Source organism: Neobacillus sp. DY30, from assembly GCF_030123065.1.
In the GTDB taxonomy this organism is placed as follows: domain Bacteria; phylum Bacillota; class Bacilli; order Bacillales; family Cytobacillaceae; genus Neobacillus.
The window spans coordinates 2,736,857-2,762,394 of sequence record NZ_CP126093.1 but is presented as its reverse complement, the minus strand read 5'-3'; the positions used below and the strand labels follow the sequence as shown (position 1 = coordinate 2,762,394).

Below are 25,538 nucleotides of genomic sequence, written 5' to 3'. Positions count from 1 at the left end.
ATTCACAATGGAGCTATATTTTACCATTAATAAATTGTAAATTCAATTTATTTGTTACATTTCTATCAACCTTTGTAATATAACAGGACCATTAGGAAAATAATCAATCCGATCACAAAAATCGGACCAATTCCTGTGCTGTACACAATGTAAATTTTAATATGAAGAACTGCATGAACAATCAGAATGATAAGTAAGCAAAATAACAGAAATATGGTTAATTGGACATTTCGATTTCGATTCCGATTCAAAGACTTTGCTCCCTTCTAGAATCTCTACAGGGACAATGGTGGTTTTTTATATAAATATTTTACTCAGGCTGGAAATATTCCTTCTTGTACTAATCATGTTTGTATTTAGAATTCAGAAAAAATAGGACCTCCAAAATTGAAAGTCCTGACATTTTATTCTAGTATTTAAGGCATGTTGGGCTATTTGATTGTCATTAAAATTTCCTGCATTTTTTTTGTCACTAGCGGATAAAAATTGTTTTTTGCATCCGCTGTGGAATTTCCACCAAAAAAACCAGTTCCAGGACATGTTTTAATGGCGTGCCCATGACCGTTATCTAACACCCGTTCCCCCGAATTAATATCCCACCAATGGTGGTAGGTAATACTGTCAATGGAGGGCGTTAATCCATATTTCAACATAAGTAATGCTGTGACCGTTATAATAGTTTCTTTTTGTTCAGCCGTCATATGCTCAGCATCAAAGTTACCAACGTTTTCAATTGCTAAAGCGTCAGCTTCAATGGCATGCATAACTGACTTATTCAGTAACCCAAATGACCCCTCAGGAGGCGTATTAAATGGTCTTCCTACTGCTACAGTTCCATCTGGAAATGTGGTTAATTGCTGACTGATATCACTCCATTTCATCCCATTTACATGATAATCCTTCATACCATTTAACAAAGCAAAATGATTTGACCCATTAAATGCTTGATAAGACGGTTGGTATGTATGATGTTGTTGGATCTTGCCCACTTTTCTAATAAACTTTTGGTTAAAGATCCAATCTTTAAATTCCTCTCTATTCATAAGTATAAATTGTCCTTGCATGTTCAGTTTTTTAGGAGGAATTTTTATTTTTTGCCCAACATAAATTGCATCGGATGTAAGTCCATTAGCTGTCTTTATTAATTGCACTGTAGAATTAAATGTTTGTGATAGTTTCCAAAGAGTATCCCCTGAAACCACTTCGTACATAATCGGAACCCTCAATTTCTGACCCACAATTAGCAAATCAGATTGAAGTCCATTTATTAATTTCAAATCTTCCACAGAAGTCCCGTAGGTTGTGGCTATTTTCCATAAATAATCCCCTGATTTCACTTCATATATATTTCTTGGGTTATTAGTTGCAAGTACAGGAGAAGTATACATAAGCAGTAAGAAAATCAAACAAAATGAAATTACAAATGGTTTTTTCATTTACTTTTTCCTTTCTTGATGTATTCCGGAAACTGAGTTGATAAACACAATATTATCTTTATTATTGTTTGTAAATGAACTATGAGTTTATTCTAAAGACACAAATGACAGACGTACCTCTTGGTAAATTTAGTTCCAAATGATTTTTATGAAGACACGACATCAGACTTGGGTGAAACCAATTTTATTTTTTTTCGTATACCTATTTAGTTTAATATAAATGTTGAAAACGGAGTGGAAGGGTTTGAACACAGTAGAATCAATAGATTATTTACAGGAAGAATTGAAAAAAATTGAAATTTGGGAGCATGAACAAAAGGATTTATGGTTTTGGGAAAAAATCGGCCGTTTGCCCTTCATGCTCCTTGATAAGTTAACCCCCAAATTTATTCAAGATAAAATTGGCTTGGCGCTCGATGAGATAGGGAACTACATCCAGACAGGCGGGCAGTATTTAGTAAATGAAAAAACGATATTAAAGAAGTTTGCACCAAATTCATCTTCCGATGACCTTCACATGGGGTTGCTTGAACAGGTCCCTATAAGCAAAATGGATGAAATTGCAGAAGAATTAAGGAATTCCCGTTCAAAAATGGCAACGGTACAAGGTGCAACTACTGGAATCGGCGGGCTATTTACGCTGGCAATTGATATTCCGGTTTTATTAGGATTATCACTTAAAGTCCTTCAAGAAATTTCGATTTGTTATGGGTATGATCCTAAGGAAAAATCCGAAAGAATTTTTATCGTGAAATGTCTGCAATTTACATCTTCTGATATTGTTGGGAAAAAGGCGATTTTAGAGGAGCTATCATCCTTTAAACAGGAAGGTCAGAACCAACAAATGATCTCTCAATTGCAGGGATGGCGTGAAGTGGTTACAACCTACCGGGATACCTTTGGATGGAAAAAGCTATTTCAAATGATCCCGATTGCGGGTATGATCTTTGGTGCGTTTATCAATCGCTCGTCTATAAATGATGTTGCCGAGGCAGGAAAAATGTTGTTTCGGAAACGGAGAATCTTGGAGCGTCTGAATCAGATTGAACAGGGTTAAATCGTCTTGATACTACTGTCTGCTAAAAAAGTGCGAGTCACCTTCCAATGAATTGGGCGGTAACTCGCACTTAATTTATATCTCTTACAGTCAATTGAACCGATGTATACATCAAATCATTTCTTCAATAATTGAACTTCCCTCTGTAGCTTCAGCGTCATGCCACTTCCATTTTTCATATAGTCTTATTCTTCCATCTGGTAAGATGGTTGGTGTAGAAATACATTTTCCTCCTCTAAGTTCATTTTTTGAATTCACGTGATTGTATCTGAACTCTAAGCTCCCATCGTCCATGACCAATCCAATTAAAGTCCCTTGTAGTATTTCCCCACCGCTGTAGGTTGCAGAGATGATTCTACCATCTTGTTTATACTCAAAGACTGTTTGTGAAGAAACCTCTCCATTTTCCGTATTTTCTATTGAAACAAACTTTCGCCCATTATAATTCATCAATCCTCACATCTCCTTTTATTCTATTTTTTTAATTATACCATTTATTTCCTAGGCATCCCTTTAATTACGAAAAAATAGTGCCGCAGCTGCAACTCTATTTTCACATTCCATCAATGGTATAGTAATCTATCATTTCAACTATGATTTGATTTGGGTATTCAGTCACATTTTTCTTTCTCTACAAAAAAAGAGTAACAACCTCCTATCCCAGCTGTTACTCTGTCCTTTATTTTTGCTCGCTAAATAAATTTAAGAACTTGGTTTTGTCGTCAACACTGAAGAAAATTCTCGTAATTTGCTTGGTTTTTCCGAACATTGATTTATCTACAATTGGCAGGTCTAACACTATTTCAAAGGTTGGGTCGTCAAAGCTGATCAGTGATAAATCCAAAACATCTTTATTCTTTCTACCCTCCTGATAGCCACTCCCGCTCTTTATTTCTTTAATATTATTTGCTGCAATGATGACTCTCGGACGGACGCCAATGTTCAATATCAATTCATGATCTTTTACCATGATTGGGTTTTTGATGACTGCTCTTAAATCAGCGATTAGAAATAATATGACCGAGAATGATAGAATCAGATGAATCCAGTGCAGGATGGGACTCCAATTATAAAGAAGATACGATACCCCTGCTGTTTCAAGAACCATCACAGCGACCATCGCCCAAATGAATCCGATATATCCGGTTTGTTTATGATAAGTAAAAAGGATCTGCCCCTCTTTACCTTGATATTCTCCCAGTTCTGCTGCCTTTGCCATCATTAACAACCCCTTACTTCTTTCTAATTAAAATTTTATTTATATAAACATTTAAGTTATCTTAAGTATAATGTAAATCTAGTTTACTATCAACAATTTTGTAAATATTTACAATTTGATTTGTGGGTAAATAAAAAAGCTGTTGAATTATCATCAGCGAGAAAATAGATTAAGAGTGATAAAATTTCGGCCAGATATTAACTTAATCTTTTTAAAATTACTGTAATGTATACCTCATCGGCGTAAATCTCAATCCATTCACAATCTGTTCTTGATCAAGATTAACAAATCCAAGACGATGATACACTTCAATCGCATAAGGAGATGAATTAACGGTAATGGAGTTCCTACTGTTCTTTCTTACACATTCCTCTAAAACTTTATGAAATAAACGTTTCCCAGTCCCTTGTCTATGATACTCTTTATCTACAAAAAACAGGCATATGTGATTGCCGCCTTTAGTTGCGATTACCCCAGTTAATTCAAGGTTAACACGGCATCCCCAAAAGATGATTTCTTCTTTTTCAACTAGTTTTATCATTGAATCGTACGTAATAAATTTCTTGAATTCCTCTATTCCCTGGGGTGAATAATCAAGGGCTTCAAATTCTAAGAATACCTTCCAAATTAGATCCAGAGCATTTTTAATATCACTTATTTCCAATTTTGTAATCTCCATTTAAAGCCACTCTCCCTTTTAATTTTATACTATACTCCCTTTTTATCATTGACTAGACAAAAAACTAGGTCGGATATAAATTATCTGAAAATGGTTGATTTGTGTTAAGCTAATAGGTGAAAAGGGGGAATTGAATGCAGAAACGTTACCTTTTTGCTCTATATAGCTTCATTCTTATATTTCTCATAAGTGGATGTGGCCAAGAACACCTCGAATCCAAAGATATAGCGCAACGGGAAGAAAACATTGTAGAAAAATCAGTCCCAGCAGAAAAAGAAAAACCACCAAGTACTGAAGAAAGTAAGGTGCTGCCATCCGATTCAACTGGACTTAAGGCTCACTTTATTGATGTCGGTCAAGGTGATGCGACTTTATTTCAGTTTTCTGATGGCGGGAAGGACTTCACGATTCTGATTGACGCTGGCAACTGGAATGGTAATGAGGTTGTCAATTATCTCAGGTCACAGCAGGTATCAGAAATTGATATCGCGATTGGAACACATCCGGATGCCGATCATATTGGGCAGTTAGATCAGGTCATTAATACCTTCAATGTTGGTGAGGTCTGGTTATCAGGAAACACAAATCCCTCCCAAACCTTCCAAAGACTGTTAAAAGCAATCCAGTCTAAACAAGTTGACTATTTTGAACCCCGAATGGAAGAACAGTTTGAAGTAGGTCCGCTCAAAATTGATGTCTTATATCCTAAAAGTATTAGTGAACAGGATAATGAAGAATCGATTGCGGTAAAACTAACTTATGGTGACATTCGGTTTATTTTAACAGGTGATGCGACAACGGATGACGAATTAAAAATGCTTCAAAGTGGAATTGAGGTCGATGCTGAAATTCTCAAACTTGGTCATCATGGCTCCTCTACATCAACGCACCCTTCTTTCTTAAGGGCAGTGCAGCCAGCTGTGGCGATCTACAGTGCCGGATTGAACAATACATATGGTCATCCCCATGATGAAGTGGTCCATCTTGTTCAAAATGCTGGTATCCAGCTTTATGGGACCGATGTACACGGGACCATACTGGTGGAAACAGATGGAAAAAATTATAAAGTACTGACGAAAAAAGATGGGACCATTACACCCTCGAACAGCGGAAGCACTCCAAAAGATGAGGATAAAGTGGAGCCTGCGCCAATTGTTGGCAAATGTATAGACATTAATACAGCAAACATCGAACAGTTGCAAGAGATCATACATATCGGTCTTGCCCGTGCACAAGATTTGATTCATTTAAGGCCGTTTAGCTCAGTGGATGATTTAGGAAGAATTAAAGGGATTGGACCAGCAAGAATCGCAGATATAAAATCGCAAGGCCTGGCTTGCGTAGGAGGTTAGGATCATTAAGGGCTACTTAGATAGAATTGAAGATGATCAATATGCAGTTATATTAGTCGAGGATATCAAAAAAGAATTTATTGTTCCAAAACAGGAATTGCCAGAAGGAAGCAAAGTAAATACCTATTTTGAGATTACAGTCGAAAATGACAAAATCACATCGATGAAATTGGACGAGAAAACAACTGAGACTGAAAAGGAAAAAGTGGATGATTTGATGGCAGCGCTACGTTCACAAAGTAGAGGCAGCAAATTTAAAAAGAACTAGTATTGTTCAAATAGTAAAAGAAAACTCACCGTTATTGGTGAGTTTTCCTCCTTTTAACCAGTAAGTTTACAACTAACTTTACCCTGCTGCATCTTAATCGAACCGTACTGTGTCTACCCCATCCAAAATATCCTCTAATTCTGTAAGAAAATTGAGTTGTACGGGAGCGGGGATTCGTTCCATCCACTTTTTTATTTGAGGCAGGTCCTCTGCCTCTTCTATATTTTGGGGTTTAGGATCAAGCGTTGCCCACCATTTCTTTAGTTCATCGATAAATTCATAAAAGTAGCGTTCAAACCTTTCTGCCCATTCTGCCCCTTCATCACCTGATGTTTCTTGCATCATACTCCACGCTTCCATCGCAGTTTCAAAGTACTCATCAATTTTCTTCATATTAAAACTCCTTTCAACCTACTATCTTATTCTTCCTAATAAGGGCATTTTTAAGATTTTGTGAATTCTTCTTACTTAATATCTCGAATCTTTTTGTTATTACTAATAAACAAAACTTAACATAGAAATTAATCCTTTTCTGCTTTAAAATAATATAGAGAATTATTTAAAAAACTGAGGTGAGTCATCATTTTTGAACTATCCTACATCGAATGGTTGATTGTTATTTTAAGTACAGTGTTTATTGGATTTACCAAAACAGGTGTATCCAGCATGGGTATTCTTGTTGCAACGATCTTAATGTATGTTTTTCCAGCGAAAGAATCAATAGGAATTCTATTGCCTATGTTGGTAGTCGGTGACCTGTTTGCTGTCATTTTTTACCGTCGAAGTGTGGTTTGGAAATACCTAATTTCTTTAATTCCCTGGGTTATGATTGGAATTGTTTTTGGTTATTTTGTTCTTAATGCTATAAACAGTGATCAGTTAAAACCACTTATCGGCGTCATCGTACTAGCACTCATTATTTTGCATATCAGCCGTGAACGATTTGGAGAAAAGTTTACGAAAGCTCTGCCAAAGTCGTTATGGTTTACTATCTCAATGGGAATTTTAGCAGGATTTACAACCATGATTGGAAATGCTGCAGGCGGCGTCATGGCCATCTATTTATTAATGAAAGGCTTGCCGAAAAATGAGTTTGTTGGGACAGGGGCATGGTTTTTCATGTTCGTAAATTTGATAAAAATACCGTTCTATATCAGTTTAGGTTTAATTACCTTTGAATCTATTACGTTTAATATGTGGTTGATTCCTACTATTCTAATAGGAGCATTTATCGGAATTAAAGTGGTGCCACTCATTCCACAAAAAGTCTTCCAAACTCTTATTCTTGGATTTGCCTTAATTGGTGCCGTCAGACTTATTTTAGTTTAATAGCTAAAAAAGTAACCATTCCTTATCTTAAGGGGTGGTTACTTTTTTTAGTATTTCCATTCATAAAGTATATCAGGTAAACCTTCTTCGTTTTCATTTCCTCTGCCAATAATGTTAAATCCGTTCTTTTCATAAAATCGTTGTGCTCTCTTATTCACTTCAAAAGTATATAACGTTAATCGCCCTGCCGATTGTTCTTTTACTTTTTCTAGTAAAATCTGCCCGATTCCCAGTCCTTGATAATCTAAATGAATATAAAGCTGGCTGATTTCATTTTCATTATAGGCAATCATTCCGACTACCTTCTCATCCATGAATGCAATATCTACTTGATTCTGTTTTGCTAAGATTTGATTTAAAAAATCAACGTGATTTTCAAAGCTGTGCATTTCTTTCTGACCTATTGCCTGTTCCTTGCTGTTCCGCCACATTTCAACTGTTTCAGCAGCATAGCTGGGGTTATACTTAATGATTTCTATTATGCTTTCACTCATTATCATCATCCCTTAAAGGTAATATTTCTTTACCATTTCTCCTATCCATTCGGCACTAGGACATCTGCGCGTATCAGTGGTTAATTCTGTTACAATAGTTTCCACTAGGGGTTGATGAACAGCTCATGCTGCGTTCTATTCTACTTCTTTATAAATGTTAATTTCGGTGCTTTCTCGTAGTTCTCTAAGTCCAGGTACAATTCTTTTGACATGATCCGTCTCGTTATGTAGATTTAAAGCCTCTTCATTTACCCATTCTTCAAGCATAGTGACGATAGTAGGATCGTTGATATCCTGATGAAGACCATATGTGATACATCCTTTTTCTTTTCTGGTTTCTGCTACTAGTTCTCTAGCTTGGTTTAAATAATCTTCCACATTTGCATCTGGTTTTAATTTGCATTTTGCCACTACTTTTATCATTTGAATTACCCCTCTCGTTTTTTACAACTAACATTTCTTTAAATGGTATTTTAGCTATATACAACTATATACTTTATTTTGCACAATCTTCAAAAAAGTCACAACTCGTTTTTTGAATTTTTTAAAGTCATCTTTAATGAATTAATATATTTGCCTAAAGTGGTCCTTTAATTCTTTTTCAGATAGAATGATTTTGCCGTCTAAATTCTTTGTTTGTAAAACATACTCTTTTACACCAATAAACTCAGATTCGGATATGAGAAAGAAAATGGTCCCCTTCTTATGTATATCTCTGTAATCTTTTATTAATCTATATCTTTTCATAACCATACCTCAACCTATGTGATTGATAGTAATTTTACAGCCCGTACTCGAAACATACAAGAAAAGAGCAGTAGCCAACTGCTCTTTTCTCAGAAATGTTCCTTATTTTGCTGCCTCAAATTGGGGAGGCTGTTCTTGGTTTCTTCTATAAGTGTTCGGATATCAGGATCCGTACATGTTTCTAAAAAGTGCGTCATCATGCAGATTACTATACTGATATTAATATTGGCTGTCCATAGTGCTGATATTTCAGCACTCGTTAATTTAACTATCTCTATTTTATTCGTGATTGGTATCCCTCCATAATACTTAGAATTCCCGAATTAAAGTTCAATTTATACTTAGTGAATCGTTAACCCTTCCAATTAATCCTTTTTGATTGTTGAAGGATTTATGCTTTCTTTACTCGAATACTTAGAAAGTTAACTTTATTTCAGCGGAGGAATGTTTAATGGTTATGCAGAGAGTTAGTTTGATTACAATTGGAGCCTATAACGTACCTGATCTACGATCCTTTTATAAACGTTTAGGTTGGAAGGAAACAGAAATAAGCTCAGACAATTATGCGGTATTCAAAACAGCTGGAGTTCTCCTATCCATTTTTCCTATTACGGAATTAGCAAAAGATGCGGGAGTGGAATTCGCACAAAAGCCAGAAACGTATCATGGTGTGACTTTTGCAATCAATGTAGATAATCCTAGTCAGGTTGATACAACGATTGAAGAAATAAGGAATGCAGGCGGCAGAATACTCAGAGAACCCAGCGACGCCTTTTGGGGAGGAAGAACAGCCTATTTTGCCGACCCCGAAAACAACCTCTGGGAAGTAGCATGGAACCCTTCATCTGTATTTGATGAAAGAGGGGCAATGATCTCGTTTTAAGCGATTACTGAATTAAGGTAATCGCTTTTCATATAACCTCCTAACAACTGTCCGCCTGAGGTGGACAGTGTCCACGAGCGGTGCCTGTCACCGTTTATTTCACCGTTTTCTCGCCTATTTTGCGCCCCTTTTACTGTAGTTGTAAAACATGCTCTTCACCAACAGCATACGATGATATTGTACTACCATAGTGAGGGGGTGAATTTCATGAGTAATGGTCATTCTTGCTGTGGCATTTTAGGTCTTTTCCTTGGGTTTTTAACAGGTTTAGTATGGTTGCTGCTTACCACTTTAGGTGTTATTACTACTGTGCTTACAATTCTTACTCTAGGCGCTCTTGCCCCTATTTTAAACTTCATCATTGGGTTAATCGGCTTTCTTGTTTGTATTATTTTTGGTTTACTCATCTTTAAGAAAGTTTGGCGCTGGTACTCTAAGAAATGAAGTGAATAGTACTTTTTAAAACCTAATGATTTTAATTGCAGTCTCTCATTTGAAGAGACTGTTTTTTTATTATATTTTTAGTTTTCGGTAAGTACTTCTCAACAATAATTGCATATCATGCTATTTTTGTTGATATATGGTAATATAGAACTAATATCTTCCGTTAAGTAAAGGGGATTCGTCCTCTTTATGTACAGGAATACAGATACCGCCACTTTTACTGTGAGTTATCTTATTTTCTGTAAGGAAGGTTTATTTTTTATATTTAGGAGGAGTTATCAATGAAACAATCTATGAAGTTTTGCAAGAAGTTCAATCCAAGCTTGGGGGTTATCTACTATGAACCATAGTCTGCATCAAACCAAGGATTACTATATTCAACAATTGCATTATATAGACGAAAACATAAAAGAGTTAACAAATCTATATCTTTCTTCCACTCCTATACAAGAACGATTAAAGCATTTTTTTAATTTATATGTGTTAGAAGTTGAGGACTTATTAAAAACGAATAAACGTAATGAGATTATTTCATTTTTTCCAAAGGTTTTTATCGGAACAAAGGTTACGATAGTATACGATGAGGAAGATGAAACAGAGGATTATGTCATTTGTTACCCGGAACAGTCTGATCCAGACTTGGGCTATATTTCCTTTTTGTCCCCTGTTGGCAGACAGCTCCTTTTTAAAAATCTCGGTGACAAGGTTTCAATCAAAATTCCAACCGGAGAACTGTTGGTGACCATTAAAGAAATTTCTTTTGTCGGCCAACTTTTAGATTTAGAGAGAAAAACAAAAGAGGCTTAGTAAGCATCCAAAAACAAATAAGACCAACCTTCTAGCAGAAGGTTGGTTATGTTTTATTGCTGGCTACTCAGATTTGCCTCAAATAAATCAATAATTTCTAGAAATCTTTCGGCTTCTCTAAATGTATGGTCTGCTAAAAGCGGGTGTATAATGCTTTTAATTCGACAGGCTTCAATTAATTCTCTAGCAGTTTTCTTAAAGTCCCTTAAGGATCTAACGGAAACTTTATTTTGGTTTAAAAACTGACTAAGTAATGGTTCTGTTTCAGATTGAGGTCGCATATAATCCAAATCCACTGCTTGAAACAATAATTGGTCAAAATCATGACTAAACTCTCTAGCCTGGTCAACTAATTTTCTTTCTGAAGGATCTAAAAGGTGTCCGATAAACTTTGCATGATCAGCCATAATTTTTAAGAAAAATACATTTTCTTGAATAACCGTATCTGGTGTCGGGGCTAATTTCCCTTCATTTAATTCTTTTAACCGATTCGCAAAATACGCAGCTTCTCTGCTAATATGGTCAATTAATAAAGGGAAATTGTTGTGCCTAATTTGACAGCGTAACGTTAAATCCAATATCTTTCTTTTATACGCATAAATAGATGCTGCAGCTTGATAAACCTCTGTATTAAAGGCTTGGACTTGCCGCAAATCAGAATTTACCGTAAATCTAGAAAGCTTTTCCTCAATCCTCTCGAATAAATCCATAAACTGTTGGGCTTCTGCAATTAATTGTTTCTGTTCATACGTGAATCCAAGACTTAAAAACAATGAATGTTCTTTCATAATCCTAGACCAAAATTTAATTTCGTCTAACGACCGAGCAACAATGGGATTTGCCATGTTGACCCTCCTTAACTATACATTCCCCCCAAATATATGCAGTGATTGTTAGTCCATATTCCCTATTTTTCATAGTTACCATCATGATGTTTGTATAAAAAAAGCTAAGGCAATTTTGCCTTAGCTAAAAAAACAATTCATTAATAAGTTAATCCATGACCAAGCTTATAGACATTTCCATCACTATCTTTATATGCATAAGAAAGTCCCTCTGGCATATATTTGTCCTTGTCATAGCCTGGTACATCATTTGGCGATACACAATCACCATTTTCATCAACAGCAATTACCTCTTCACTTGCAGGTAATGTCAGCGGTAATACACCCACTGGCTGGAACCCGCCAGCGATCACTTCAAATTGCGGCTTGAAGAAAGTATCATACCCAGCAACCAATGCATCTGCTAAAGGTTCAACATTTCCAAGAATCCATGGCAATGTAACATTAACACTTATTACAACTTTACCACCACGGTTACGAATGTTATCACAAACTGCTTTTAGATGCTCAATCCCACTCAATGTTGTTTCTTGATACTCCGAACCATCTAAAGCTTTTACTGTTTTATTTTCAGTTAATTCAAGTTCCAATAGTCCAGGAGTTGCATTGAAATAAGATCCGGATTTCGGCTGCACGAACATGATAGCTATATCAGCTTCTTCATGGTTTTCCGTTAAAGTGAAGGTTTCGAGTTCTTTACATTCTTTTCTTGCTTGCTCTGTATACGTAGCTGCAAGTTCTTGATCCTTATGGAAAACATCTACATAAACCTTTTTATTTCCAAGCTTTTCAGCACTTAAAGGTAACGTCATATTTGAATTTTTTAGAACCGTTACAGACTTTTTATGCGCTTCATATGATGCTTCCCAGTGCCTTGGAGTACTTACCACTTCAGTCGCATGCTCTGGCGAAACATACGTACGATCATCAAATAATCCTAACGTAAACATTTCCTCTAGTAAACGAACATTGGCTTCATTAATACGCTTTTCACTAATCCAGCCTTTTTCGATTGCAATTTTAAGATTTTCAATATCATTTGTATCCGCAACGAGATCTGTTCCAGCATTGATTGCTTTTGCAAAACGCTCAGCTTCCGTTTTCGTTTCTTGGCCCCATGCCATTTTATTCGTAATACCGCTATCACTATTGACATAGCCCTTAAACCCAAGCTTTTCTCTTAGGATATGTTGTAAGAAATAATGATTAAACGTAAAGCCAACCTCTTCGAATGGAATGTCTTCACCCTCGAATTCTTGAACTGTACTCTTACTTATACTTGGTATTGAATAATATGGCATAATGGAGGAAGTTCCATGTTCCACCGCTGCTCTAAAAGGCGGTAGGTGATATTTTTCCAAACTGCTTGGAGTTGGATATAGATTCCATTTTCCTTCCGCATAATGTGGGTCAAATCCATTTTCCCTTGCACCACCGCCTGGAAAATGCTTCGTTGTCATGGCAATACTGTGTTTCCCTAACTCTTTTCCTTGGAATCCGTCTATGATTCGGCCAATTACATCTGATATAAATTCAGGATCTTCCCCAAATGTACCGTATGTTCGCTGCCATCTAGGATCTGTGGCGGTATCAGCCATATACATATAGCCTTTTCTGATTCCTGTTGCATCCCACTCATCGTGTGCAATTTGAGCAAATTCACTAATAAGTGATGCATCACCACCATTTTTGATATCTCCCATTGCTGCAGCAGCAAGCCCTAACGTACCTGGCCATGTTGAAAAAATACCAACTGCATCGTTCATACCAAAGATAGATTCCCCATTTTCATTCCGTGAATTCGATGCGATTAAGCAAGGAATACCAAGACGTGTCCCCTCCGCTACTTCATTCATCTTATTGATCCACTCTGCCATTTGTGCTGGACTATGATTGTCTCTATGAATAAAGTGTCGTAAATGCATATTTTCAATTGTGTGAGTAGTTCCATATATTTTTGCAACAGCAAAAATGTTTTCACCTTTTTCAACAATTGCTTCATCAAGTACACCATCATGACTGGTCTTACTCTTATCTTCTTGGGAGAGACCCATTTTACGAGTATTAATGAGCATCATACCGATCTTTTCATCCATATTCATCAATGAGACCAGGTTCTCAGCGCGTTCTTTCGGACTTAAACGCCAATCTTTATAAGGTTCTAGTTTCCCGCTATTATTTAAATCTTTAAATTTTAACCCGTCTACCTCAATGATATTTTTAACTCTTACTTCTAATTTCGGTTGTTTTTGGTTACTCTCCAATGTAATGCCTCCTAAACCTTGTTTAATACCTACTGTTAATATTAGCAATTTGGTGAGGCTTTCACACCCAATATTGTTTCCTTTTATATAAAATTGCAACTTAGATTTTAAAATTTTTTCAGTTTGAAAAAATAAAATGAGGCATGCATTATGCATGTGCCTCATTTTTCGTTTGGTTCCTGCTTTTATACTCCGTAGCCGTTATTCCTGTTAGTTCTTTAAATACTTTACAAAAATAATTATAGCTGCTAAAACCCACCTGCAGACCAATTTCTGTTATCGATAACCGGCCCAATTTAATTAGAAACTTGGCCTCATCAATGCGCTTTCTTTGGATATAATCGATCACTGAAAAGTTTGTTTCGGATTTAAATTTTCTCGCTAGATATGTTCGATTGAATCCTATTTCATCTGCAACAGATTGCAAATTAATCGATTCATTGAAGTGAAGATTTATATACATTAACGCTTTCTTTACAACCGAACTATAGCCTTTGATAGCAAAATTATTTACCGCTTCACAATATTCATCTACCATACTAACATCAATCGTATTCAATTCGGACATTACCACCGCTGACTCAATCCTAAGTGCAAATTTTTCAGAAATGGCATGTAAGTATTGTGGTTCAACCCCGCCTCTTCCAGCAGCTATCCTATACATGGTATTGCCCGAAAAGGTAATGTTTTTTCTGGCTCGCAATGGATTTCCCGGCACTCGATATAAAAAGTCTCCTGAATGATGATCAAGCATTGCTTTCCTAGCGTTTTCTTTATCACCGATTTCAATGTAGTGCAATAATTTTTCTTCTGCCTCATACCTTTTTATGATTTCAAAACCATTCTCGTCAAAGTCCTGAGGTTCAACATCTAGACGATAGTGTCCTCCGCTATTTTTAGAGGCTATGATTTGAGCTTTAACATGTGGATTCCTTACGATATTAACGATCAAATCACCAATTGCTAGATAGGAGTTTGCCAATATAGGTAATGTTTTATAATAGGTTTCTATTGGTTTCAGCCAACTACTTTCCAGATTATTGTGTTTTATTACATTCCAAATCATTTGGTCATTTACCCGTTCACTCAAAAATGGTCCAACAACGACCGTTCCCTTATACCTCACATCTTCGTGCATGGGTACTGCTAAATAAGATAATTGAAAAGTATCATTTTGATAATAAAAACTATCTTTATTTGCCTGTTCTAATTCTGATTGAATGTCTATTACCATTCTCTTACGGGCTTCAATGATCATCAAAGGTTCATTATCATCGGCAATATGTATGATTGTCTTTAGTTGATCATCTATTGCTTCTACACCAATTTGAAAGGCTTTGTTAATTTGCCAACATTTACTTATCAGTTCTTCCAAGTTAATCACCTAAGCAGATGATATCAAATCAGTAAGTCAGCTAACAAGTTGTCTGTTAACCAATACAAAAAAGTTGGTCCTCTTCTATTACTAGAGAACCAACTTGCATTTATAGAATCAAGCAGTATTTGCATAACCCCTTTACATTATTTCAGACTCTAATGTAAATCCTTCGACAACTACATCATCATCTATTTCCAACATCAGGCACCGTTTTCCTTGGAACATTATATATTTTACATATTTCAATTCTTTCGGGCTTAGTGATAAATTCGCTACCTTTGTTTCAATTTTTATAGTCTTAGGAAGTAAACTGCTTGCTTTCAGTTCATGTTTTTCATCATCCAAGATGGCTTTGAAAGCATGCTCCACTTTTGCAGTATTTACATTTTCAACACCGCTGACCGTTAAAATGCGTTCGATATCCCGGGAATCCAACATCGGAGCTTCACTTTCTTCATTTTCTTTGCTCTCCTGGACCACCCTGTCAATTTCCTCATAGACATTCGAAATGACCTGGGATTCTACTTTGTCACCAATTACTTTATTAAGGATGATTTCGAAGCTGTCCTTTTCTTCTAATGCGGTAATAATTTCCTCGCAATTCAGTACCTCTTCCATAAATGTCTCATCTGGCTGATTCGCTTTACCTGCACAATAAAGAATATGGTTCACATCGGCCGCATTGTCATTGAAAGCAGGAAACAAAAATCCAGTCATCGGAGAAGCTAAATTAATGATAGGATCAAAGGCATTACTTGATCTAAATTCTCTTTCAACATAATCGAACACCAAGGCCCGTTTCGGCTGATCCGTCTTATTCAGGCTGCAGAGGATAAATTCGTTGGAATAAACTTCATCATCCCCGCCTTCTTCTGATTCTTGATCTCGTTTCTTGGTCGCTTTTCTATACTCACCTCGTATAAATGTTACCACAGTATCAAATTCATAAACCGTATGTGCGAACATCTTTCCGACGATTTGATGCATATGGTCAATCCAATCATCGGTGGTTGCTGCCTGTAAACCGTCAAAAAGGATGATTTGGGTACTGTCTTCCACATCCCGTTTAAATTTCAGTTCAAATAGTTTTGCATCGAGTTGTCCCGTTAAAACCTTTTTGAAATTCATTAAGAATAATTCTTGAGACTCTTGGTCTAACATTTCAAAGGGTGAAATGACGGAATGGTAGATTTCACCTGATTCTTTCTGAACATACACATTTAAAATCTCTCGTATTTGCATGAGATTGTTGTTTAACTTAAATTGCTTCCGGATATTTGCGATATCTTTTGAATTCATATTCTCAACTCCCATCCCTGATTATACTGTTCCAAAAGAAAAATAGTAATACTTGACAATTCCTCCTTTTTATATGGAGTTGCCAGCTTAGGTCGCAAAATCACATATTTTTTTATTAGAGAACAGCGTTTTACCTCTTGGCATTGCTGGTCTTGTTTATATTATCGAAGATGGAGAAATTGAGGAGGTTCTCCAAGAAAAGCTGGATACACTCGTAAAAGATATCATGACAAAAAGAAATCTTCTCTTCGTATCGCCTGATGAAGAGTTTGATAAGACCCTCCGTTTATTAGCGAGACATCACTTTAAAAAACTACCGGTAGTTAATGGTGCGGGTCGTGTCATTGGTGTACTCAGCAGAGGAGAAATCATTTCTAATATTTCTAAAAAAATAATTTCCTCAAAATAAAAGAAACTATTCGAAAACTCTTCGAATGGTTTTTTAGTGTTCATGAAAGATACAAATTACGTACTGGTTCTGCTGTTTTCACCGCAGCTGCAGCTTTTTCGGGAACTGGACTTGGTTTTTTAACAAAGAAAGAACATATTAAGCCAATGACGGAAATTCCTGTAATAAAGTAGAATGCATGTTTAATCCCAGCAGCTAAAATTTCAGGCTGAGTGGCATTAGGGAAATCCATTACAAAACTGTTTTGTCCACTTGTAAATAATGTGATGGCAATTGCAGTACCTGCAGCACCTGCAACTTGGTTTAATGTATTCATAGCCGCTGATCCATCGGCATATAACTCACGTGGTAATTGATTCATTGCATTAGTTTGGGCCGGCATCATAACCATCGTTAACCCAAAGAATAAAATCATAAACGCTACTACAACTTGCCATGCCGGAGTTTGGCTAGAGAGTGTGGCAAGAAAAACGATATTCCCCATCACTACTAAAATAAAGCCAGAAATGGTGAAACGACGTGCTCCAACTTTATCGAATAGAGCTCCTACAATAGGTGACAGAATAAAATTGACGGCGTTACCAGGAAGTAATAATAACCCTGCCATCGCAGCACTATATAATAAGGCGCCTTTTAAATACATAGGTAATAAAATACCCGTTGATAAAATAATCAAGATACCAAGGAACATCGTCAATGTTCCTAAGGTAAACATTGGATATTTAAAAACACGTAAATTAACCATAGGCTGTGCCATATTATTTTGACGAATAACAAATAATATCAGCGCGAGAACACCGACAAGTAAAGGTGCCCACACTCTAGGTGAGGAAATAGCCACTTCCGCCATCGTACTTAATGCAAAAATTAATCCTCCAAAACCAATGGTTGATAATAGGATAGAGGAAATATCGATTTTAGGTTTTGTCATTTCAGAAACATTCTCAATTTTCGCCATTGCAACCAAGATCAATAACACATAAGCAATAGAACTAAACCAAAAAATATATGGCCAGCTCAACGTACTAATGATGACCCCCGAAAGTGTTGGTCCTAAGGCAGGTGCTAGAGTAATAACAAGACCCATAAGCCCCATAACGACTCCGCGCTTCTGAATGGGGAAAATAATCAGCATAACACTCAGCATGACCGGTAATAACAGACCTGTTCCGACCGCTTGAACAACTCGTCCTAATAATAGAATACTAAAGTTGAAGTTTAACGCTGCTAATATTGCCCCTGCCAGAGATATCGTCATTCCTCCCATTACCAATTGTCTTGTCGTAAACCATTTCATTAATAATGCTGAAACTGGTACTAATATCGCTAATACTAATAAATATCCTGTGGTCAACCATTGTGCCGTTGCAGCAGGAACAGAAAATTGCTCCATAATATTTGATAATGCCATGTTTAATGCTGTTTCACCAAATAATCCGGCAAAAGCACCTAACATTAAGATAAATGCCATCGTCTTAGGATTTTTAACTTGAATTTGTGTACTCATATTACTCTCCTTATTAATAAATTTGACCTCTAAAAAATGAACCTGTTCAATATACCAAAAATTTTTCGATAATGTCAACTTGGTTGACAAAAAATATTTTTCGCGTTATGATCAACTTAGTTGACGATATTGTAGGAGTGATCAAATGTTTAATATTGGAGATTTGGTTATCTATTCCGCACGTGGTAATTAAATTATTTAAGGGAATATAAAAAAACCCCCGATTTTCAAAATCGAGGGTTCAATGCTTTCTTATTTAATGTCCCAATCTAACTTTAATAGATTTTTAAGAATTTTTACTTGCTCATCACCTATTTTTTCGGCGATTTTATGTTCAAGTTGGGCTTTTAGTGCTTCGTTTTTCTCGTAACACACTTCTCCTAAAGCTGTTAATCGAATACACTTTTCTTTCTTATTATTTTCAACATTATTAACTTCAACTAATCCTTTTTCAGCAAGCTTATTGATAAATTTATGTATAGCTTGACGAGAAATTTCTACATTTTTTGTGATATACGAAATGGTAGGCTGTTTTTTATAAATCCTAGCCATGATATACCATTCGGAATTAGAAATATGAATCTCACTTTGGCTGTTCCATGCTTTCTCAGAGATTCTTCGGACCAAACTATGACGTTCGCTCAACAGGTCAATCAGATCTAAATTTTGTAATTCAGAGGTTGGGATCAACTGATTCACTCCAATCATAACTTACACCCCTACTATACAAAATCCAAAAACGGATGTCAATTTGGTTGACATTAGTGAGGCACAACTATAGTGGTGTTGATGATTCTATTTCAGGAGCTTTATTCGTATTGAGCTCTTTCCACCAGTAACCAGGTCTTAAGAAGCTGCCATTTAAGACAACCGTTTCCCCTAAATTTGGTGCAATTAAAGTTACTTCCTTTTCTTCAGCTGCACGTATAGCTCGATCTATTGGATCTGTCCAGGTATGATACGCTAATGTAAAAGCTCCCCAGTGAATCAGCATCATATCTTTACCTTTTACATCAAGATGGGCTTGAACGGATTCTTCTGGCTGCATATGGATCGCTGACCACCGTTGATCATATTGGCCGCCTTCCATTAAAGTAAGGTCAAAAGGACCATATTTTTCACCAATACGTTTAAAATGGGGTCCATAGCCGCCATCCCCACTCGTATAAATTCTTTGTTTTCCTCCAAGAATGACCCAGCCGTTCCATAAGGTACTATTTCGATTGAACAATCCCCTGCCGGAAAAATGCTGTGACGGAACGGATGCAACCGTTAAACTTTCCCACTTGACCTCATCCCACCAATTACATTCTGTTATTCGGTTTCCGTTAATTCCCCACCTCTTTAAATGTGCAGCCACCCCAAGCGGAACAATGAAATGATTTACTTTATTTTTTAACCTGATAATGGATGGGTAGTCTAGATGATCATAATGATCATGTGTAATTAACACTAGGTCAATTTGCGGTAATTTTTCAAGCACATATAAGAGATCTTCACTGTAACGCTTACTTCCCACAAACGAGACGGGTGATGGAGAAGGTCCAAACATCGGATCAATCAGGATTTTCATTTTGTCCAATGTGAGAAGCATCGTTGAGTGACCAAACCACGTTAAGCTGTCTTCGGTACTGTTAATCTTATCCCAATCGATAGAAATCGGAATAGAGTTAGTGGGACTGCGATCCTTTTTTCCTGTTAAGGAGTCTTTCATTAAAGAGAGAATCGTAGATACACCCATTTTCATGTCGGTAGGACTTTGATTGGCAAATCTCCCATTATAATGGCCGAAATTATGATACCGCTCACGTTCCTGCTTACTATCGCTGCCCCCAAAAGCCGGGTGTAAAGTAATAAAAAGTATTATTACAATCGCCAAAACCCCTACTATTGTCATTAGATATATCATTATTTAACCATTCCTCTAGCGTCTACTTTCCATACGTCGATTACACGTCCGTTTTCATGCAGGGTATAGTCTTCAAACTGATTAACGACGGTACAGGCATGGTTTGGAATGATTTGTACTTTATCATTTAACTTTAAATTGGTACCATTCACAAAAATTCCTACACCATGCTCTTCCGATAAGCGCTCAATCATCACTTCAGGATGCCCGATGATCTTACCAAATCCGCTTACTGTTTGATTGCCATGTGCACCCTTGTCTAAGCATAAGCATTTACTGCCTGTATCGAAAACAATGCGATCATTATAGACACCCACCACAGATGCTAGAAGTGTTACGGCACAGTTCTCGATGTTTGTTACACCGAGACCTACTTGAATGGCGTCAAAGAACACTGCATTTCCAGGTCTAATTTCTGTAATGCCAGGTACTTTTCCTGCAATCTTGTAGGTTGGGGTAGAACCAACACTTCGAACTGGTATCGGAATACCAGCTAGCTCACATAGTATGGCACTTTTTACTACTGCATAACCTTCCTGTAGACCAATGTTTTGGATTTCTTCATAGGATTTTGCTGCATACGAATGACCAGCATGTGTAAAAATCCCACCAAGTTTAAGTTTGGAATGATTCTTAATGGCCTTTGCTAAAAGAACGGCTTCTTCCCCAGGTTCCACTCCACATCGATTGAGTCCAGAATTGACTTTTATCCATACTTCTAATGTATAAGGAGTATGCTCTAATCCACTTTGTAAATAACGCAATGATTCAGGATTGTCTACAGCTGCCTTCAGTTGAACCCCTTTTTGTAAGAGTTTTATTAATCTATTAATTTTTTCTGGATTTGAAATGGGGTAGGCAATTAGTATGTCCTTAATTCCCCCAGCGGCCATTACTTCTGCTTCACTAATTTTAGCCGTTGTTACTCCCACTGCTCCTGCTTCCACTTGCATTTGAGCTATTTTGACGGATTTGTGTGTTTTAATATGGGGACGGTAAGAAACACCCTGTTGTTTTGCAAAATTAGCAATATCCTTTATATTGGTTAACAGTTTTTGATGATCTAATAGTAATGTTGGTGTGTCTAATGTTTGAATATTGGTCATGCTGCCTGCATCCTTTATCTTCATAAATATTTTTCCATTCGTATATCAAACCACATTTTGTCTGCCCAGTATGTAAAATTTTCGATGCGCCCGATTTCCTTGTATCCTAGCTTTTCATATAGCTTCCTTGCCTGTGTGTTAAACTCGAACACGCCAAGCTCCACACGAGTTAATCCTGCTTTCTTAATTTCTTCTTCTAAATATTGAATCGCCTGATATCCAATTCCTTTTCCCCTGCCTGCAGGTTCTCCAATGGTTATACCAATCCAAGCAGTTCCTGTTTCTTTCTTGTAAAGGTGATCAGGATCAATCATAAAGTTCATTTCACCAACCAACTGGTTATCAAGATAAATCAGGTACGTTTGGTGGTATTCCAGTCTTTGTTTTAATTCATCCAGTGTCATAGTGTCATGTCGTTCCAATGCTGCTTGGTTTAGGTTAGGCCGTGTAAACGGTATTAACTCCGGATTGTTTTCCCAGCGGTTAAATGCGTCAACATCGTATTGGGTTGGTTCGGTTAACTTGAAGAAATTTGTGTTCATGATGGTCTCCTTTTCTAAAATCTCAATTTAATGATATTTATAATTGAAATTTCTCTTTTATTACTTTCGCTACTTCTTCTGCACTTCTGTTTGTATTATTAATTCTGATATATTCTGGTTTTGTAATTTCGCCTTCTAGTGAATTCAACCGGTATTTTTCCATCGACTTCTTTAGATTATTTTCAGACCATTCAATATTTCTTTTAGTCGGTTTATGCTCTAGACGGTGAGGACTTTTATTTCTCTCAAGTCTCTCATTTAGATCTGCTTCAAGTTCAACAAAGTAAACATCAGCGCCTCTAGATTCGAATATCTGACAGACATTTTTTATATATTCCCAATCAGATGGATGGTCAAAGGCCCATACATATGTAAAAATTAATCCTTCTAAATCACTTTTTGCAACGGCCTCGAATATCTCCTGCCGAAACATGGTTACTAATCTTTGTCCTTCCTTCGTACCGAAATCAAAAATAGGCGTAACCAGTTCAATAGTCATATGATTATGAAAAAGCTTTAAACCCGTAATTTTGGCTAATTCTTGCCCAACAGTCATTTTTCCTACAGCCTGTGGACCAAATATCAAAACAAATTTCATATTGGCCTCCTGCGTTCCATAAAGTATGAAGATAGTTATTCTCTATATAAAATAAAATCCCTTCTTTTTATGACACTGTAAAAAAACACAAACCATATAGGTTGCTTCATTATTCTCCATTACTAAGTATGCCTTTTCCCTTTTTGCAGAAAATAACTCTAGTGTTTATCTAACACAAATAAATCGGCAGAGGTGACAGTTATGAAAAAAGATAACTATTCAAAAGGGGAACCCACTCTTGCAGAGGGCATTAATACAGAGGATATACTAAACCAAGATGCTACTCAGGAAGAAATTGAGAACGGTGAGTCGACAAATGTAACCGTATTGACATTAGATGAAAACGACCCTAGTTAAAGTTACATAGTGGTTAAAGAATTTATAAAAGCGATGCCTATACTTTAGCATCGCATTTTTTTATTTTCTTCATTTGGGTGGGCACAAAATACTGAGTTGGTCTCGATGAAAAAGTATGATAGAACACCAACTTTACGAGTCATTAAATCTACCCATTAAAATCGTATTATAGTATTTTCCATCGGATAGCAATTTATCATTTTTTAAAATCCCTTCGACTTCAAAGCCATATTTTTGATATAACCTTATCGCATTCTCATTTGTCTCTAAAACATTCAAATTAATTTTCTTTATTTCATTTGTGTCTGCCCACTGGATCGATTCTTCTAGAAACTTCTTTCCTATTCCATAGCCCCAGTAGTCTTTCAATATACACACCCCAAATTCTACCTTATGAGAAGAGCGCTTTAATTGGTTCCCCTCACATCGGCAGAAACCTACTATTTTACCATTCACTTCAGCCACCAAAAATAGGTTGTTAACCTGTTCTGTGTCCTCTTTTATAATGTCTCTAAAACCTGATTCATCTATGTATGCCTCGCCTTGTTCCCTATCCATATTCTCTGTTTCACCATCAATCTGCACTCGGACTTCCGACAAGCTTTTCGCGTCCTTCTCCATGGCAGACCTGATAATATATCGTAGACCGTTGATGGTAAATTCTTGTGAATTAACAAGCAAAAAAGTATCCTCCTAGTGTAAAAATAAACTGATGAATCTCTTCATTTATTCTAATATTTAATGGGTAGACTGTAAAAAGAAAAGTGCAATGGACCATAATCTATCCATTGCACTTGTTTTATTTTAGATACTTACTGATTCAGTTTGAGGCTTGAGCGCATTTTTCAAGGCTTGTACATACTCATTTTTTGCTTTTTTCCCTATTTCTGAAGTTGGATTTAATAGCTCAAAACCATGGTGAGGCAGACCAGTTTCATAATGAGGATGAATATTAAAATTAACATTTTCAATATCTTCGTTTCCCTTTATATTGAACTTCCACGGCATAACTCTTTTCAATTCAACTATGGAAGCATTTATTTTTATGTTCATAGGCTCTGTTATGATTCATTGTTGATTTTCGTGTAGTGCTGAGAATTAATAGGCGGAGAATTTCCGGCTAATGTATATAGAGGTAGCTTAAGATGCAGATATAAGCGGAGATATTCCGGTTAACTGCTTTAAAAAAGATAAAATCCCAAAGATTTAGATTCAATAAGCGGAAAAACTCCGCCTATTTTTAAGGAAATATGGGTATTTCCCAAGATAAACGGAAATTCTCCGCTTATTTCCAAACACAGTGAAATCAACATTCAGTTTTAACAGAGCATAAAAAATACACCTCTATATAAGAGATGTAAGAAATTCTCAATTATGACTGCTCTTTATAAGTATCGCGGAATAACCTTTTGCTTTTAACTCTTCTACTAAGCTCTTTGCACGTTTGATATCTGTAAATGCCCCGACTTGTACACGATAAAGCCCATCGGAAGTTGAATTTGCAGATAGTTTCTTTTTCAGTCCATACTGAACCGCAAGTCCCTCAACGACTGCTTTCGCTGCTTTATTCTGATACTCCTTTGTTCTCATTTTCATTGCTTCACTATGGTTCGTCATAAAGGCGAATTCGATTAATATTGATGTCATGTGGGTTTCTCTTAACATTTGAAAATTAGCACCTTTAACTCCACGATTTCTAAATCCTAGTTCTCTCACTAAGTTGGTTTGTATTTTTTCGGCAAGGGCAGCAGCTTCTTTTGGCCATGTGGTATAAATATATGTTTCGGTGCCTCCAGCGTTGTTCCATCCAGATCCATAGGCATTGAGATGGTAGTCGATATGGACATCGGCTCCCCAGGTATTTATTAATTCGCAGCGTTTGTTTAGTGGAACATCACTTTCCCCAGTGAGATCATCTATTCGTTTTTGACTTACTCCTTCATACGTTTCTAATTCCTTCATCACCAGCTTAACAATCTCACTCGTAAACTGCCATTCTTTATATCCATCGGGTGACTGCTTTCCTGGCGTGATACGTGCATGTCCTGCTGCATGAGATATTTTTAACATAAAGTTCCCTCCTATTTTGAAAAAAGTTTCCCTGCCGTTCACCCTTTATATATGGATATGAATTGATGATGGACATGGTCAAAAGAATCCCATTAGAAAAAATTTAATATCTGCACTTTATCCCCTGTTATTTTTATCACACCTTCCATTTTCTAACGAATGTAAAATTATACTGAATCTTTAATAATTAGAGGAGGGCTTTGTAGTGTTAAAGTTATTTATTTTCGTTTTAATCCTTATTACGTTGGTGTTGTTAAGTATTTTTATGGTTGGGGTGCGCGAGTTACATAAGAAAGAAAAGGATTACAGAAAAAATATCATCAGAGACGGAATGGAAGGATATTTGGACAAGACTTTTGGATTTGGCAATGTAACGATATTCAAGTCAATCCTAGACGCCGATGGTAACACGAGATACTTAGTCTACTTGCCAAAGTACGAATGGTTTAAATCTCCACAATACGAATGGTATGATGTCTATGCCACCCAGAGTGGATTTAAGCACGAACCAATAAAAAGTTAATAAATATGCTAAAGAA

33 protein-coding genes are annotated in these 25,538 nt (G+C 36.4%); 10 read left to right on the top strand and 23 right to left on the bottom strand.

Annotated elements, in window-relative coordinates; all coding sequences use genetic code 11:
* Positions 1-65: 65 nt before the first annotated feature.
* Both QNH29_RS13315 and QNH29_RS13310 read right to left on the bottom strand, forming a co-directional pair.
* Positions 66-251: a hypothetical protein gene (locus tag QNH29_RS13315; protein ID WP_283865230.1), complete on the bottom strand. Its 186-nt coding sequence runs from the start codon at positions 249-251 to the stop codon at positions 66-68.
* A gap of 180 nt (positions 252-431) precedes the next feature.
* Entirely contained in the window at positions 432-1,436 is a 1,005-nt protein-coding gene (locus tag QNH29_RS13310) for a peptidoglycan recognition protein family protein (protein ID WP_283865229.1), read from the bottom strand.
* A 244-nt stretch (positions 1,437-1,680) separates the two neighbouring features.
* Here QNH29_RS13310 and QNH29_RS13305 point away from each other — a divergent pair, with 244 nt between their 5' ends.
* Positions 1,681-2,493 (top strand): EcsC family protein, encoded by an 813-nt coding sequence (locus QNH29_RS13305; protein ID WP_283865228.1) that lies wholly within the window; start codon positions 1,681-1,683, stop codon positions 2,491-2,493.
* A 111-nt stretch (positions 2,494-2,604) separates the two neighbouring features.
* Here QNH29_RS13305 and QNH29_RS13300 read toward each other — a convergent pair whose 3' ends face one another.
* The 3 genes from QNH29_RS13300 to QNH29_RS13290 form a co-directional block, all read right to left on the bottom strand.
* A complete protein-coding gene (locus QNH29_RS13300) occupies positions 2,605-2,946 on the bottom strand; it encodes an avidin-fold protein (protein WP_283865227.1) in 342 nt (113 codons plus the stop codon).
* Between the two features lie 226 nt (positions 2,947-3,172).
* Positions 3,173-3,715, bottom strand: coding sequence for a hypothetical protein (locus QNH29_RS13295; protein WP_283865226.1), 543 nt, complete (start codon positions 3,713-3,715; stop codon positions 3,173-3,175).
* Between the two features lie 214 nt (positions 3,716-3,929).
* On the bottom strand, positions 3,930-4,391 hold the full coding sequence (locus QNH29_RS13290; protein ID WP_283865225.1) for a GNAT family N-acetyltransferase: 462 nt from the start codon (positions 4,389-4,391) through the stop codon (positions 3,930-3,932).
* Between the two features lie 134 nt (positions 4,392-4,525).
* Here QNH29_RS13290 and QNH29_RS13285 point away from each other — a divergent pair, with 134 nt between their 5' ends.
* Positions 4,526-5,743 carry an MBL fold metallo-hydrolase gene (locus QNH29_RS13285; RefSeq protein ID WP_283865224.1) on the top strand — a complete coding sequence of 406 codons (1,218 nt, stop codon included), beginning with the start codon at positions 4,526-4,528 and terminating at the stop codon, positions 5,741-5,743.
* 1 nt (position 5,744) lies between these two features.
* Positions 5,745-6,011, top strand: a complete 267-nt coding sequence (locus QNH29_RS13280) for a DUF3006 family protein (RefSeq protein WP_349654909.1) — start codon at positions 5,745-5,747, stop codon at positions 6,009-6,011.
* Between the two features lie 93 nt (positions 6,012-6,104).
* Here the strand turns inward: QNH29_RS13280 and QNH29_RS13275 are convergent, their stop codons facing one another.
* Positions 6,105-6,404 carry a hypothetical protein gene (locus tag QNH29_RS13275; protein ID WP_283865222.1) on the bottom strand — a complete coding sequence of 100 codons (300 nt, stop codon included), beginning with the start codon at positions 6,402-6,404 and terminating at the stop codon, positions 6,105-6,107.
* A 237-nt stretch (positions 6,405-6,641) separates the two neighbouring features.
* Between QNH29_RS13275 and QNH29_RS13270 the strand changes: the two genes are divergently transcribed.
* Positions 6,642-7,340 carry a sulfite exporter TauE/SafE family protein gene (locus QNH29_RS13270; protein WP_283865221.1) on the top strand — a complete coding sequence of 233 codons (699 nt, stop codon included), beginning with the start codon at positions 6,642-6,644 and terminating at the stop codon, positions 7,338-7,340.
* 47 nt (positions 7,341-7,387) lie between these two features.
* On the opposite strand, the gene QNH29_RS13265 is transcribed toward QNH29_RS13270, so the two are convergent.
* The 4 genes from QNH29_RS13265 to QNH29_RS30420 form a co-directional block, all read right to left on the bottom strand.
* Positions 7,388-7,834: a GNAT family N-acetyltransferase gene (locus tag QNH29_RS13265; protein ID WP_283865220.1), complete on the bottom strand. Its 447-nt coding sequence runs from the start codon at positions 7,832-7,834 to the stop codon at positions 7,388-7,390.
* Between the two features lie 135 nt (positions 7,835-7,969).
* A complete protein-coding gene (locus QNH29_RS13260; RefSeq protein ID WP_283865219.1) occupies positions 7,970-8,257 on the bottom strand; it encodes a putative quinol monooxygenase in 288 nt (95 codons plus the stop codon).
* 141 nt (positions 8,258-8,398) lie between these two features.
* Complete coding sequence (locus tag QNH29_RS13255) at positions 8,399-8,581, bottom strand: hypothetical protein (protein ID WP_283865218.1); 183 nt, start codon at positions 8,579-8,581, stop codon at positions 8,399-8,401.
* An 89-nt stretch (positions 8,582-8,670) separates the two neighbouring features.
* Complete coding sequence (locus QNH29_RS30420; RefSeq protein WP_481858831.1) at positions 8,671-8,853, bottom strand: DUF3231 family protein; 183 nt, start codon at positions 8,851-8,853, stop codon at positions 8,671-8,673.
* A 179-nt stretch (positions 8,854-9,032) separates the two neighbouring features.
* On the opposite strand from QNH29_RS30420, the gene QNH29_RS13250 reads away from it, so the two are divergent.
* The 3 genes from QNH29_RS13250 (at position 9,033) to QNH29_RS13240 (ending at position 10,715) form a co-directional block, all read left to right on the top strand.
* On the top strand, positions 9,033-9,464 hold the full coding sequence (locus QNH29_RS13250; protein WP_283865217.1) for a VOC family protein: 432 nt from the start codon (positions 9,033-9,035) through the stop codon (positions 9,462-9,464).
* Between the two features lie 207 nt (positions 9,465-9,671).
* Positions 9,672-9,908, top strand: a complete 237-nt coding sequence (locus QNH29_RS13245) for an ABC transporter (protein ID WP_283865216.1) — start codon at positions 9,672-9,674, stop codon at positions 9,906-9,908.
* A gap of 339 nt (positions 9,909-10,247) precedes the next feature.
* The gene (locus QNH29_RS13240; RefSeq protein ID WP_283865215.1) at positions 10,248-10,715 is read left to right on the top strand and encodes a GreA/GreB family elongation factor; all 468 of its coding nucleotides are present in this window, start codon (positions 10,248-10,250) and stop codon (positions 10,713-10,715) included.
* 53 nt (positions 10,716-10,768) lie between these two features.
* Here the strand turns inward: QNH29_RS13240 and QNH29_RS13235 are convergent, their stop codons facing one another.
* The 4 genes from QNH29_RS13235 to QNH29_RS13220 all read right to left on the bottom strand — a co-directional run bounded on the left by QNH29_RS13235 (position 10,769) and on the right by QNH29_RS13220 (position 16,501).
* A complete protein-coding gene (locus tag QNH29_RS13235) occupies positions 10,769-11,560 on the bottom strand; it encodes a DUF2935 domain-containing protein (RefSeq protein ID WP_283865214.1) in 792 nt (263 codons plus the stop codon).
* A 140-nt stretch (positions 11,561-11,700) separates the two neighbouring features.
* Complete coding sequence (locus tag QNH29_RS13230) at positions 11,701-13,824, bottom strand: glycoside hydrolase family 3 protein (RefSeq protein WP_283865213.1); 2,124 nt, start codon at positions 13,822-13,824, stop codon at positions 11,701-11,703.
* 148 nt (positions 13,825-13,972) lie between these two features.
* Positions 13,973-15,199: a helix-turn-helix transcriptional regulator gene (locus QNH29_RS13225; RefSeq protein WP_283865212.1), complete on the bottom strand. Its 1,227-nt coding sequence runs from the start codon at positions 15,197-15,199 to the stop codon at positions 13,973-13,975.
* Positions 15,200-15,340: 141 nt separating this feature from the next.
* Positions 15,341-16,501 (bottom strand): DUF4317 domain-containing protein, encoded by a 1,161-nt coding sequence (locus QNH29_RS13220; protein ID WP_283865211.1) that lies wholly within the window; start codon positions 16,499-16,501, stop codon positions 15,341-15,343.
* 226 nt (positions 16,502-16,727) lie between these two features.
* Here QNH29_RS13220 and QNH29_RS13215 point away from each other — a divergent pair, with 226 nt between their 5' ends.
* Positions 16,728-16,910, top strand: coding sequence for a CBS domain-containing protein (locus QNH29_RS13215; protein WP_283865210.1), 183 nt, complete (start codon positions 16,728-16,730; stop codon positions 16,908-16,910).
* 40 nt (positions 16,911-16,950) lie between these two features.
* Here the strand turns inward: QNH29_RS13215 and QNH29_RS13210 are convergent, their stop codons facing one another.
* The 6 genes from QNH29_RS13210 to QNH29_RS13185 all read right to left on the bottom strand — a co-directional run bounded on the left by QNH29_RS13210 (position 16,951) and on the right by QNH29_RS13185 (position 22,572).
* A complete protein-coding gene (locus QNH29_RS13210; protein WP_283865209.1) occupies positions 16,951-18,417 on the bottom strand; it encodes a DHA2 family efflux MFS transporter permease subunit in 1,467 nt (488 codons plus the stop codon).
* A gap of 252 nt (positions 18,418-18,669) precedes the next feature.
* Complete coding sequence (locus QNH29_RS13205) at positions 18,670-19,125, bottom strand: MarR family winged helix-turn-helix transcriptional regulator (protein WP_283865208.1); 456 nt, start codon at positions 19,123-19,125, stop codon at positions 18,670-18,672.
* 67 nt (positions 19,126-19,192) lie between these two features.
* Entirely contained in the window at positions 19,193-20,326 is a 1,134-nt protein-coding gene (locus QNH29_RS13200) for an MBL fold metallo-hydrolase (RefSeq protein ID WP_283865207.1), read from the bottom strand.
* The gene (locus tag QNH29_RS13195) at positions 20,326-21,456 is read right to left on the bottom strand and encodes a D-TA family PLP-dependent enzyme (RefSeq protein WP_283865206.1); all 1,131 of its coding nucleotides are present in this window, start codon (positions 21,454-21,456) and stop codon (positions 20,326-20,328) included. Before QNH29_RS13195 ends, QNH29_RS13200 begins: the two co-directional genes overlap by 1 nt.
* Positions 21,453-21,974, bottom strand: a complete 522-nt coding sequence (locus QNH29_RS13190) for a GNAT family N-acetyltransferase (RefSeq protein WP_283865205.1) — start codon at positions 21,972-21,974, stop codon at positions 21,453-21,455. The genes QNH29_RS13195 and QNH29_RS13190 overlap by 4 nt, the downstream gene beginning before the upstream one ends.
* 37 nt (positions 21,975-22,011) lie before the next feature.
* Positions 22,012-22,572: an AAA family ATPase gene (locus QNH29_RS13185; protein ID WP_283865204.1), complete on the bottom strand. Its 561-nt coding sequence runs from the start codon at positions 22,570-22,572 to the stop codon at positions 22,012-22,014.
* Between the two features lie 201 nt (positions 22,573-22,773).
* On the opposite strand from QNH29_RS13185, the gene QNH29_RS13180 reads away from it, so the two are divergent.
* Positions 22,774-22,929, top strand: a complete 156-nt coding sequence (locus QNH29_RS13180; RefSeq protein WP_283865203.1) for a hypothetical protein — start codon at positions 22,774-22,776, stop codon at positions 22,927-22,929.
* Between the two features lie 132 nt (positions 22,930-23,061).
* Here QNH29_RS13180 and QNH29_RS13175 read toward each other — a convergent pair whose 3' ends face one another.
* The 3 genes from QNH29_RS13175 to QNH29_RS13165 form a co-directional block, all read right to left on the bottom strand.
* Positions 23,062-23,610 (bottom strand): GNAT family N-acetyltransferase, encoded by a 549-nt coding sequence (locus tag QNH29_RS13175; RefSeq protein WP_283865202.1) that lies wholly within the window; start codon positions 23,608-23,610, stop codon positions 23,062-23,064.
* Between the two features lie 123 nt (positions 23,611-23,733).
* Positions 23,734-23,949, bottom strand: coding sequence for a hypothetical protein (locus QNH29_RS13170; RefSeq protein ID WP_283865201.1), 216 nt, complete (start codon positions 23,947-23,949; stop codon positions 23,734-23,736).
* Positions 23,950-24,297: 348 nt separating this feature from the next.
* Positions 24,298-24,999, bottom strand: coding sequence for an N-acetylmuramoyl-L-alanine amidase (locus QNH29_RS13165; RefSeq protein ID WP_283865200.1), 702 nt, complete (start codon positions 24,997-24,999; stop codon positions 24,298-24,300).
* Between the two features lie 205 nt (positions 25,000-25,204).
* Here QNH29_RS13165 and QNH29_RS13160 point away from each other — a divergent pair, with 205 nt between their 5' ends.
* The gene (locus QNH29_RS13160) at positions 25,205-25,522 is read left to right on the top strand and encodes a hypothetical protein (RefSeq protein WP_283865199.1); all 318 of its coding nucleotides are present in this window, start codon (positions 25,205-25,207) and stop codon (positions 25,520-25,522) included.
* The last annotated feature ends 16 nt before the right edge of the window (positions 25,523-25,538 follow it).

Excerpts from the sequence above, each read along its gene's own strand:
- QNH29_RS13180 (WP_283865203.1), top strand. The coding sequence starts at position 22,774 with ATGAAAAAAGATAACTATTCAAAAGGGGAACCCACTCTTGCAGAGGGC.
- QNH29_RS13210 (WP_283865209.1), bottom strand. The coding sequence starts at position 18,417 with ATGAGTACACAAATTCAAGTTAAAAATCCTAAGACGATGGCATTTATC.
- QNH29_RS13245 (WP_283865216.1), top strand. The coding sequence starts at position 9,672 with ATGAGTAATGGTCATTCTTGCTGTGGCATTTTAGGTCTTTTCCTTGGG.
- QNH29_RS13290 (WP_283865225.1), bottom strand. The coding sequence starts at position 4,391 with ATGGAGATTACAAAATTGGAAATAAGTGATATTAAAAATGCTCTGGAT.
- QNH29_RS13265 (WP_283865220.1), bottom strand. The coding sequence starts at position 7,834 with ATGAGTGAAAGCATAATAGAAATCATTAAGTATAACCCCAGCTATGCT.
- QNH29_RS13235 (WP_283865214.1), bottom strand. The coding sequence starts at position 11,560 with ATGGCAAATCCCATTGTTGCTCGGTCGTTAGACGAAATTAAATTTTGG.
- QNH29_RS13295 (WP_283865226.1), bottom strand. The coding sequence starts at position 3,715 with ATGATGGCAAAGGCAGCAGAACTGGGAGAATATCAAGGTAAAGAGGGG.
- QNH29_RS13195 (WP_283865206.1), bottom strand. The coding sequence starts at position 21,456 with ATGAAGATAAAGGATGCAGGCAGCATGACCAATATTCAAACATTAGAC.
- QNH29_RS13200 (WP_283865207.1), bottom strand. The coding sequence starts at position 20,326 with ATGATATATCTAATGACAATAGTAGGGGTTTTGGCGATTGTAATAATA.
- QNH29_RS13240 (WP_283865215.1), top strand. The coding sequence starts at position 10,248 with ATGAACCATAGTCTGCATCAAACCAAGGATTACTATATTCAACAATTG.
- QNH29_RS13190 (WP_283865205.1), bottom strand. The coding sequence starts at position 21,974 with ATGAACACAAATTTCTTCAAGTTAACCGAACCAACCCAATACGATGTT.
- QNH29_RS13250 (WP_283865217.1), top strand. The coding sequence starts at position 9,033 with ATGGTTATGCAGAGAGTTAGTTTGATTACAATTGGAGCCTATAACGTA.
- QNH29_RS13260 (WP_283865219.1), bottom strand. The coding sequence starts at position 8,257 with ATGATAAAAGTAGTGGCAAAATGCAAATTAAAACCAGATGCAAATGTG.
- QNH29_RS13185 (WP_283865204.1), bottom strand. The coding sequence starts at position 22,572 with ATGAAATTTGTTTTGATATTTGGTCCACAGGCTGTAGGAAAAATGACT.
- QNH29_RS13205 (WP_283865208.1), bottom strand. The coding sequence starts at position 19,125 with ATGATTGGAGTGAATCAGTTGATCCCAACCTCTGAATTACAAAATTTA.
- QNH29_RS13285 (WP_283865224.1), top strand. The coding sequence starts at position 4,526 with ATGCAGAAACGTTACCTTTTTGCTCTATATAGCTTCATTCTTATATTT.
- QNH29_RS13255 (WP_283865218.1), bottom strand. The coding sequence starts at position 8,581 with ATGAAAAGATATAGATTAATAAAAGATTACAGAGATATACATAAGAAG.
- QNH29_RS13275 (WP_283865222.1), bottom strand. The coding sequence starts at position 6,404 with ATGAAGAAAATTGATGAGTACTTTGAAACTGCGATGGAAGCGTGGAGT.
- QNH29_RS13165 (WP_283865200.1), bottom strand. The coding sequence starts at position 24,999 with ATGTTAAAAATATCTCATGCAGCAGGACATGCACGTATCACGCCAGGA.
- QNH29_RS13220 (WP_283865211.1), bottom strand. The coding sequence starts at position 16,501 with ATGAATTCAAAAGATATCGCAAATATCCGGAAGCAATTTAAGTTAAAC.
- QNH29_RS13310 (WP_283865229.1), bottom strand. The coding sequence starts at position 1,436 with ATGAAAAAACCATTTGTAATTTCATTTTGTTTGATTTTCTTACTGCTT.
- QNH29_RS13215 (WP_283865210.1), top strand. The coding sequence starts at position 16,728 with ATGACAAAAAGAAATCTTCTCTTCGTATCGCCTGATGAAGAGTTTGAT.